Here is a 9654-nt window from a genome sequence, read left to right on the forward strand (position 1 = left end):
ACGCTGCAGGCTGTACTTCAGGATATTCTGACAATATTGTTGTGTCGAATTTTATTTGTGCCGTTACAGAAACAACAGCTTCAATCAATGGATTTACAGGCGGAACAACTCCAGCCTTAACATCAAACGATAAATTAAACGGAGCTGCTGTTGTAATAGGTACAAACCCTGGAGAAGTAAAACTGACTCCAGTAGATGTTCCAACCGGATTAACGCTGAATGCAGACGGTACTGTAACAGTTGCGGCGAACACTCCTGCAAAAAATTATGATGTAATCTACAAAATCTGTGAAGTAAACAATCCGACAAACTGTGATGAAGTAACTTCAATTGTAGTGGTAGGACAGCCTGTAATTGATGCCGTTACAGAAACAACAGCTTCAATCAATGGATTTACAGGCGGAACAACTCCAGCCTTAACATCAAACGATAAATTAAACGGAGCTGCTGTTGTAATAGGTACAAACCCTGGAGAAGTAAAACTGACTCCAGTAGATGTTCCAACCGGATTAACGCTGAATGCAGACGGAACGGTAACAGTTGCACCGAACACTCCGGCAGGAAATTATAATTTGACCTACAAAATATGCGAAGTAACCAATCCAGACAATTGTGATGAAGTAACTTCAATTGTAGTAGTAGGCAAACCAGCAATTGACGCCATAACTGAGAGAACTATTGAGATTAATGGCAGCACGGGTGGAACAACTCCATCGTTAATATTAAATGATATACTAAACGGAGTTCCAGTTGTTATTAAAAATAGTAATGGCGGAGTAATCTTGACAAGTGTAAATGTTACTGCAGGATTGACATTAAATGCAGACGGAACTGTGAAAGTGAATGCAGGAACGCCAATAGGAATCTATGAGATTGAATATACAATTTGCGAATATTTAAATCCAACAAACTGCGCTACTATCAAAAGTTATATTCCGGTAGTTGGAGGAGTTTTAAAAGCAAATGATGATAATGGAGGAACCATCGATACTAATAAAGGAGAAAAACCAAACGTAAACATCTTTAAGAATGATATGCTTAATGGTTTAGCAGTAACTCCTTCAGCTGTTATTTTGACTACAGTAGTTTCAAATCCTAATTTAATTTTAAAAGCGGATGGATCGATAGAAGTAAAAGATGGAACTCCAGTTGGAGATTATGAATTAACTTACCAAATTTGTGAAGTCTTAAATCCAACTAATTGCAGTCAGGCAAAAGTGAAAGTTTCAGTTGAAAATAGCGTTGATCCAGATCCTCCAGTTTCAAAAATTGTACTTGGAAACGATCAAGGTATTGCAGATGGAATAAATGGCTCACTTGAATTTGTTAACGTTTTAGACAATGATTTCTTGAATGATAAGCTAATAAGTTCTTTAGATATTGTAATTACTAATATATCAAAAAGTCCATATTTTGAATTTAATTCGGATGGAACTGTAAATATGAAACCAAATACACCTGGTGGAAATTATACAATTGCGTACCAAGTTTGCGAAAAAGCAGATTCATCTAATTGCAGTACAGGAATGTTAAATGTTTTTGTTGAAGTTCCAGAAATTGCACTTGTTAAAACAGCTGTATTCAACGATGAAAATGGTAATGGAGTTGCTAATGCAGGAGAAACAATTACCTATAGATTTGTAGTAACAAATACAGGAAATGTTCCATTGAAAGGAGTTATGATTAATGATCCTTTAGTTGGTGTTAAAGTTTTTGGTCAAGCAATTGATTTAAATGTAAACGAATCTAATGACACCAATTTTACAGCGGAATACAAGATAACACAAGCCGACATAAATCGCGGAAGTGTAAGTAACCAAGCAACTGTAAAAGGTAGCAGTGCAAAAGGAGTTGTAGTTGAAGATGCTTCTGACGATGCAAGTCTTACAGGAGATAAACCAACTGTTTTAGGACTAACAGGATGTGTGATAAAAGTCTTTAATGCTTTCTCTCCAAATGGAGACGCTAAAAATTCAAGATTCTACATCCAAGGATTAGAGTGTTACCCTAATAATACAGTAGAGATCTACAACAGATGGGGAGTATTAGTTTTCGATATTGATCGTTACAATAATGAAGATCGAGTATTTACAGGATTTTCACAAGGACGTACAACGATTAAAGAATCTAATGGATTGCCAGTAGGAACTTATTTTTATATTATTAAATATAATGATAGCGATTCTACTCCTCATGAACTTTCAGGTTATTTATATCTTAATAAATAAAAAATACAAACGGCTTAGTCTTGAGCTAAGCCGTTTTTAAAACTCTTTTTAAATGAAAAAATTAAGCTTAATTTTTATATTTTTTTCTGCTGTAGGGTTTGCACAGCAAGATGCACAGTATACACAATACATGTATAACACCATTAATATAAATCCAGCATATGCCGGTTCACGCGGAGCAATGAGTGTCTTCGGCTTGTATCGTACACAATGGGTTGGACTTGATGGTGCACCAGAAACCAGCAGTTTTTCATTAAATACACCATTAAACAATAGCAATTTAGGAATAGGTGTTTCGCTTGTAAATGATAAAATTGGACCTACAAACGAGAATACTTTATCGGCAGATATGTCTTATACAGTACCAACATCAAATACCTTCAAACTTTCATTTGGAATTAAAGCTACAGCCAATTTATTCAACCTAGATATAAACAAACTTAATCCCGAAGATCAAGGAGATCCTCAGTTTCAAGATTTAAATAGTAAATTTTCGCCTAATATTGGAGCAGGAGTTTATTGGCACTCAGACAAAGCTTATGTTGGATTGTCGATTCCTAATTTCATAGAGACAAACAGATATAATGATAACGACGTAGCAATTTTCAAAGAAAAGATCAACTACTATTTCATGGCAGGTTATGTTTTCGATCTTAATTATTATGTCAAGTTTAAGCCGGCTGTCCTTACCAAGATGGTTGAAGGTGCTCCATTACAAATTGATTTATCAGGAAATTTTATGTTCAACGATAAATTCGTTGCCGGAATAGCTTATAGATGGAGTGCTTCCATTAGTGCAATGGCAGGTTTTCAGGTTACCGATGGAATGTATATAGGTTATGCTTATGATCGTGAAACCACTAAATTAAATAATTATAACTCAGGTTCTCACGAGATATTCCTGCGTTTCGAATTCTTTAATAATTACAGTCGTATAACCTCACCAAGATTCTTTTAAATCCCCTCCAAAGATGAGCATTAAACAAATAATTTGTATCCTTTTTTTAGGACTTACAGTTCTAAAAATAAGTGCGCAAAACTCAAACCAAAATAAAGCAGACAAAGATTATATCCAATATGCTTATGTAGACGCGATCGCGACTTATGAAAAAGTGGCCGAAAAAGGATATAAAGATGAAAAAATGTTTCAGAGACTTGGTAATTCCTATTATTTTAATGGTGAATTGACCAAAGCTGTTAAATGGTACGATGAACTTTTTGCTATGAATACAGAGCAAGAACCAGAATATTATTACCGTTACGCTCAAGCCTTAAAAGCAAAAGGAGATTACACAGCAGCGGATAAAATTCTTGAAGCATTTACTGAAAAAGTAAAAACAGATAAAAGAGGAATATTATTCGAAAACAACAAAAATTACCTCGAAAAAATAAAAAGTAATTCAGGACGATTTGAAATTGCCGATGCAGGAATCAATTCGACTCAAACCGATTACGGAACTTCTTTTTTAGGCAATAAAATTGTTTTTGCATCAGCAAGAGATACAGGCGGAGTTGTAAAAAAAACATTTAAATGGACCAATAAAACCTTTACCAATTTATATGAAGCTGAGTTGAAAGCCGATGGAACAATTGGAAAGCCTGAACGATTTGAAAAAAAGATAAACTCTAAGTTTAACGAATCGACACCTGTCTTTACAAAAGATGGTAAAACAATGTATTTTACAAGAAATAATTTTCTTGATGGTAAAAGAGGGAGAAACGGACAAAAAGTTACATTGTTAAAACTGTATAAAGCGGATTTTGTAAATGGGAAATGGCAGAATATTACCGAACTTCCATTTAATAGTGATCAATACAGCACGGCGCATCCAGCCTTAAGCAATGATGAAACCATATTGTATTTTGCATCAGATATGCCAGGTACATTAGGTCAGTCAGATTTGTATAAAGTAGCGATCAATAGTGACGGCAGTTTTGCAAAACCAGAAAATTTAGGTAAAACAATCAATACAGAAGGACGAGAAACTTTTCCATTTATCTCAGGAGATAATGAGTTGTATTTTGCCAGTGATGGTCAGCCCGGTTTAGGCGGACTTGATGTTTATGTTTCTAAAATTAATAACGATGGAACTTTTTCGGAAGCACAAAACATTGGCGCTCCAATAAACGGAAAGCAAGATGATTTTGCTTTTGTTATCGATAGTAAAAACAGAAACGGTTTTTTCTCTTCTAATCGAGAAGGCGGAATTGGAAATGATGATATTTACAGATTTACAGAAATTAAAAAAATACTTTGCCAGCAAATTTTAAAAGGCACAACAGCCGACTTAGAAACTGGTAAAACGATCGAAAATGCAAAAGTGACTTTACTTGATGCAAACTTTAATATAAAAGATCAAGTAGTTTCAGACGCAAATGGAATTTACAAATTTGCTGTAGATTGTGCTAAAAACTATTATGTAAAAGCAGAAAAACAAGATTACGAAACTAAAGAAGCCGCAGTTACTATAAAAGAGCAAACAGGTGAAACAAATCTTGATATAATGTTAGAAAAGCGAAACAAGCCTATTAATGTAGGAACTGATTTAGCTAAAACACTCGACATTCCAATTATCTATTTTGATTTAGACAAATCAGTTATTCGTAAAGATGCAGCATTCGAATTAGAAAAAATTCTTGTCGTAATGCAGCAATATCCTAAAATGAAAATAGACGTTCGATCTCATACAGATAGCCGTCAAACGGTAAAATATAATATGGCCTTATCAGATAAAAGAGCTAAATCGACTGTACAATGGCTTATAAAAAATGGTATTGCATCAGATCGATTAACCGGAAAAGGTTTTGGTGAAAGCCAATTAGTGAACAAATGTTCAGATGGTGTGCCATGTACCGAAAAAGAACATCAGCAAAACAGACGAAGTGAGTTTATAATCACAAGTATGTAATTTTATAAAAGACCTTTCTAAATTTTAGTAAGGTCTTTTTTATTGGCAGACATTATTAGGATGTTCAATGAACAGCTCACTAATTTCGCTTAAAAATTCAAACTCATGCAAAGGAAACATTTCCAATACCTGTTCTAAAATTAAAGACACATTTATTTGATCTCGGTTGGTCGTCGAAATTTTATGAGCATCATGATCCAGTGCCAAAACACACATTTTAATCATATTGGTTATAACACAGCCTAGTTCATAATAATTGGCAAATTTAATTTGAGCTACATTAGTTTCTGTTTTGTCCTCAGATGGTTTTAGAGTGCGAAAGTATGACGTAATTAATTTTTTAAGGCGTTCTAAATTCTTAATTTCTGTTGTCTCCATGATAGTATTTTGTTTTTTTTTAGATAAAAATCAAATGTACGAAAAACTTTAAATAACATACTATAGTATGTTAAAAAGAATAAATAGAAAACGCAAATTGTCTGAAATTAAAAGATAGGTGGATAAGTCAGAAGATTTAAAGCGTTTAGGAGTTCGGATTAGAGAACTGAGGATTGCTAGAGGATTGTCACAAGCTAAGTTGGGATTATTGATATTTAAAGATCAGCAATCGATACATAAAGTTGAAGCGGGTAAATTCAATCCTACATATCTTTATTTGCTTGCATTGTCAAAAGGTTTAGAAGTATCTATAAAAGAATTACTTGATTTTTAATAACTGAAACTAATTCGAAGTAAAAATAAAAGCCTTTTTCTAAATTTAGAAAAAGGCTTTTTTATATAAAGAAGTAAACGTTAAAAAAGCGGATTATTCCTAAAAAAGCATCAAAAAAAGAATCCTTTCTTAATGGATCATTTTAGAAATTTAAAATTTGATGTATAATGTTTAAAATGAATGTGTTGTGTTTTTAAAATGTAACGTTAGAAGTAAATAGTGTGCGATTTTTTTTTAACTTTATAAATCTAAAATTTTTCAGATATGACTGTAGATCAAATACTAAACGCAAAAGGTAAAAATGTTTATTCGGTACATTCAACAACAACAGTTTATGAAGCTTTGAAAGTAATGGGCGAAAAAAACATAGGAGCAATCCTTGTTATTGACGAAAATGACTTAAAAGGAATTTTATCTGAAAGGGATTATGCTCGAAAAATTGTTTTAAAAGATAAATCTTCCAAAGAAACCCTTGTACATGAAATCATGGAAAGCAATGTTTTTTCGGTAAAATTATCTAATAATATCGAGGATTGTATGGAGTTAATGAGTTCAAAAAGAATTAGACATCTCCCAGTTTTAGAAAACGAAATTGTAGTAGGAATAATTTCGATCAGCGATGTGGTAAAAGCTGTTATCGAAATTCAAAAAGATACCATCAATCACTTAAATTCCTATATCTCACAGTAAACTAATTTTATTTAATATACCTTCTTAGATAGTCCATTTTTCTATGGGCTATTTTTTTGTCTTTCTTATATTTAACAATTTAACAAAAGAAAGTGGTAAAAACATACCTTTTTAAGCTAAGACTTATATCTTTGTAAGCTAGAATAAAAGCTAAAAAAAATGAACAAAGAGAGTAAAAAGAGAGAGGCATTACTGTACCACGCAGAGCCAACTCCAGGAAAAATTCAGGTAGTTCCAACAAAAAAATATGCAACCCAAAGAGACTTATCACTGGCTTATTCGCCGGGAGTTGCTGAGCCATGTTTAGAAATTGAAAAAAACATTGAAGACGTTTATAAGTATACAGCAAAAGGAAATTTAGTTGCTGTAATTTCAAACGGGACAGCTGTTTTAGGACTTGGTGATATTGGTCCAGAGGCATCAAAGCCAGTAATGGAAGGAAAAGGGTTGTTGTTTAAAATATTCTCTGATATAGACGTTTTTGATATCGAAGTAGATACTAAAAATGTTGAAGAATTTATTCAAACAGTAAAAAATATTGCTCCAACCTTTGGAGGAATCAATCTTGAAGATATTAAAGCGCCGGAGTCTTTCGAAATTGAAAGAAGATTAATAGAAGAATTAGACATTCCGGTAATGCATGATGATCAGCACGGAACTGCAATTATTTCTTCTGCAGCTTTAATCAATGCTCTTGAAATAGCAGGAAAAAAAGCCGAAGATGTAAAAATGGTTGTTTCTGGTGCAGGATCTGCTGCAATTGCTTGTACTGACCTATATGTTTTATTAGGAGTAAAAGTCGAAAACATTTTAATGTACAATAGTAAAGGGCTTTTAACAAAAGATAATCCTGCACTTTCAGAGCTACAATTAAAATATGCAGTTAACGGTCCTAAAATTGAATTAGCTGAAGCTGTAAAAGGAGCAGACGTTTTCATTGGATTATCTTCAGGAGATATTCTATCGCCAGAAATGTTATTGACAATGAAAGAAAATCCGATTGTTTTTGCAATGGCAAATCCAAATCCGGAAATCGATTATAATTTAGCTGTTCAAACGCGAAAGGACGTTATTATGGCTACAGGACGTTCAGACTTTCCTAACCAAGTAAATAATGTTTTAGGTTTCCCATATATTTTTAGAGGAGCATTAGATGTTCGTGCTACTAAAATTAATGAAGAAATGAAAATGGCGGCTGTAAAAGCCTTAGCTATTTTAGCAAAAGAACCAGTTCCAGAACAAGTTAACGTAGCTTATGGAGCAACAAAACTTGGTTTTGGTCAAGAATACATCATCCCTAAACCTTTTGATCCTAGATTAATTACTATTGTAGCGCCTGCTGTTGCTAAGGCTGCAATGGAATCTGGAGTAGCAAAAAATCCTATTACAGATTGGGCAGCTTATGAAGATGTACTTCGTGAGCGTATGGGGAACGATAATAAAATGGTACGTTTGATTACCAATCGTGCTAAATTAAATCCTAAACGAATTGTTTTTGCAGAAGCAGATCATTTAAATGTTCTAAAAGCAGCTCAAATTGTTTACGAAGATGGTATTGGTTCACCAGTATTATTAGGAAATAGGGAAGTAATTTTAGAATTGAAAGCTGAATTAGGTTTTGATGCTGATCTTGAAATTATTGATCCTAAAACCAGTGAAGAAGAAGCAAGAAGAAATAGATTTGCAAATTCTTATTGGGAAACTAGAGAGCGAAGAGGTGTTTCATTGCTTGACGCTCAGAAATTTATGCGCGAAAGAAATTATTTTGCAGCAATGATGGTTAATGAAGGAGAAGCTGACGCAGTTGTTACAGGTTATTCAAGAAGTTATCCAAGTGTTGTAAAACCAATGCTTCAGTTGATAGAAAAAGCGCAAGGAGCATCACTAGTTGCCACTGCAAATATGATGCTTACATCTCGCGGACCAATGTTCTTGTCAGATACAGCAATAAATATCAATCCAAGTTCAGAAGATTTAGTGAACATTGCTATTATGACAGCAAAAACAGCAAAAATGTTTGGTGTTGAGCCTGTTATCGCAATGGTTTCTTATTCAAACTTTGGGTCATCTACAAGTCAAAGCGCTTCAAAAGTAAGAGAAGCAGTTGCTTATTTGCATAAAAATCATCCAGAAATGATTATTGATGGAGAAATTCAAGCAGATTTTGCTTTAAACCCAGATATGCTTAAAGAAAAATTTCCTTTCTCTAAGTTAGCAGGTAAAAAAGTTAATACACTTATTTTTCCTAATTTAGAGTCAGCAAATATTACATACAAATTGTTGAAAGAATTATATAAAGTTAATTCTATTGGGCCAATTATGATGGGAATGGGTAAACCAGTTCACATTTTTCAATTAGGAGCAAGTGTTGAAGAAATGGTCAACATGGCAGCAATTGCGGTAATTGACGCACAACAAAAAGAAAGTAAAAAAAACAAATTAGCAGAGTAGTACAATAAAGTAAGGATCAAATAATATTGTCTTAATTTTATTGCATTTTTGTTATATTTGATACTTATAAATAATACTATGATAGCACATTTGCAAGGGAAATTAGTTGAAAAAAATCCCACAGAAGTTGTAATTGATTGTGGTGGAGTGGGATACCATGTAAACATATCGTTACATACCTTTTCATTAATTCCTAATGCTGATTTTGTAAAATTGTATACGCATCTTCAAATCAAAGAAGATGCGCATACTTTATTTGGTTTTGTCGAAAAATCAGAGCGAGAAATATTTAGAATGCTTTTGTCTGTTTCAGGAATTGGAGCCAATATTGCAAGAACAATGTTGTCTTCTATTGAACCAAGACAAATTATTAATGCCATAGCATCAGGAGACGTTGGTGTTATTCAGTCTATAAAAGGAATTGGAAACAAAACTGCACAGCGCGTAATACTTGATTTAAAAGAAAAAGTGTTAAAGTTGTACGATTTAGATGAAGTTTCCGTTGTTCAAAACAATACAAATAGAGATGAAGCGTTATCTGCTTTGGAAGTTTTAGGATTTGTTAGAAAAACTTCAGAAAAAGTAGTCGAAAAGATTGTAAAAGAAGATCCGGAAGCTACCGTAGAAACGATTATTAAAAAAGCATTAAAAAGCTTATAAACCC

General features: G+C 33.2%; 8 protein-coding genes. 7 read left to right on the forward strand and 1 reads right to left on the reverse strand.

The genetic code is table 11. The features are described from left to right. The 3 genes from B0A81_RS16705 to B0A81_RS16715 form a co-directional block, all read left to right on the forward strand. The coding region (locus B0A81_RS16705; RefSeq protein WP_123922203.1) for a gliding motility-associated C-terminal domain-containing protein at nt 1-2228 on the forward strand (2228 nt) is incomplete at its 5' end. 52 nt (nt 2229-2280) lie between these two features. Further along, nucleotides 2281-3186 (forward strand): PorP/SprF family type IX secretion system membrane protein, encoded by a 906-nt coding sequence (locus tag B0A81_RS16710; RefSeq protein WP_089059082.1) that lies wholly within the window; start codon nt 2281-2283, stop codon nt 3184-3186. Between the two features lie 13 nt (nt 3187-3199). After that, the gene (locus B0A81_RS16715; protein ID WP_089059083.1) at nt 3200-5137 is read left to right on the forward strand and encodes an OmpA family protein; all 1938 of its coding nucleotides are present in this window, start codon (nt 3200-3202) and stop codon (nt 5135-5137) included. A 39-nt stretch (nt 5138-5176) separates the two neighbouring features. On the opposite strand, the gene B0A81_RS16720 is transcribed toward B0A81_RS16715, so the two are convergent. Next, complete coding sequence (locus B0A81_RS16720; protein ID WP_089059084.1) at nt 5177-5515, reverse strand: hypothetical protein; 339 nt, start codon at nt 5513-5515, stop codon at nt 5177-5179. Between the two features lie 118 nt (nt 5516-5633). On the opposite strand from B0A81_RS16720, the gene B0A81_RS16725 reads away from it, so the two are divergent. The 4 genes from B0A81_RS16725 (at nt 5634) to ruvA (ending at nt 9650) form a co-directional block, all read left to right on the forward strand. Then, nucleotides 5634-5849 (forward strand): helix-turn-helix domain-containing protein, encoded by a 216-nt coding sequence (locus tag B0A81_RS16725; RefSeq protein WP_089059085.1) that lies wholly within the window; start codon nt 5634-5636, stop codon nt 5847-5849. Nucleotides 5850-6113: 264 nt separating this feature from the next. Next, nucleotides 6114-6539, forward strand: a complete 426-nt coding sequence (locus tag B0A81_RS16730) for a CBS domain-containing protein (protein ID WP_089059086.1) — start codon at nt 6114-6116, stop codon at nt 6537-6539. A 159-nt stretch (nt 6540-6698) separates the two neighbouring features. After that, nucleotides 6699-8990 (forward strand): NADP-dependent malic enzyme, encoded by a 2292-nt coding sequence (locus B0A81_RS16735; protein ID WP_089059087.1) that lies wholly within the window; start codon nt 6699-6701, stop codon nt 8988-8990. Between the two features lie 78 nt (nt 8991-9068). Further along, complete coding sequence (gene ruvA, locus B0A81_RS16740; protein ID WP_089059088.1) at nt 9069-9650, forward strand: Holliday junction branch migration protein RuvA; 582 nt, start codon at nt 9069-9071, stop codon at nt 9648-9650. The last annotated feature ends 4 nt before the right edge of the window (nt 9651-9654 follow it).

This window comes from Flavobacterium plurextorum (assembly GCF_002217395.1).
In the GTDB taxonomy this organism is placed as follows: domain Bacteria; phylum Bacteroidota; class Bacteroidia; order Flavobacteriales; family Flavobacteriaceae; genus Flavobacterium; species Flavobacterium plurextorum.

Excerpts from the sequence above, each read along its gene's own strand:
- B0A81_RS16710 (WP_089059082.1), top strand. The coding sequence starts at position 2,281 with ATGAAAAAATTAAGCTTAATTTTTATATTTTTTTCTGCTGTAGGGTTT.
- B0A81_RS16715 (WP_089059083.1), top strand. The coding sequence starts at position 3,200 with ATGAGCATTAAACAAATAATTTGTATCCTTTTTTTAGGACTTACAGTT.
- B0A81_RS16720 (WP_089059084.1), bottom strand. The coding sequence starts at position 5,515 with ATGGAGACAACAGAAATTAAGAATTTAGAACGCCTTAAAAAATTAATT.
- B0A81_RS16730 (WP_089059086.1), top strand. The coding sequence starts at position 6,114 with ATGACTGTAGATCAAATACTAAACGCAAAAGGTAAAAATGTTTATTCG.
- B0A81_RS16735 (WP_089059087.1), top strand. The coding sequence starts at position 6,699 with ATGAACAAAGAGAGTAAAAAGAGAGAGGCATTACTGTACCACGCAGAG.
- ruvA (WP_089059088.1), top strand. The coding sequence starts at position 9,069 with ATGATAGCACATTTGCAAGGGAAATTAGTTGAAAAAAATCCCACAGAA.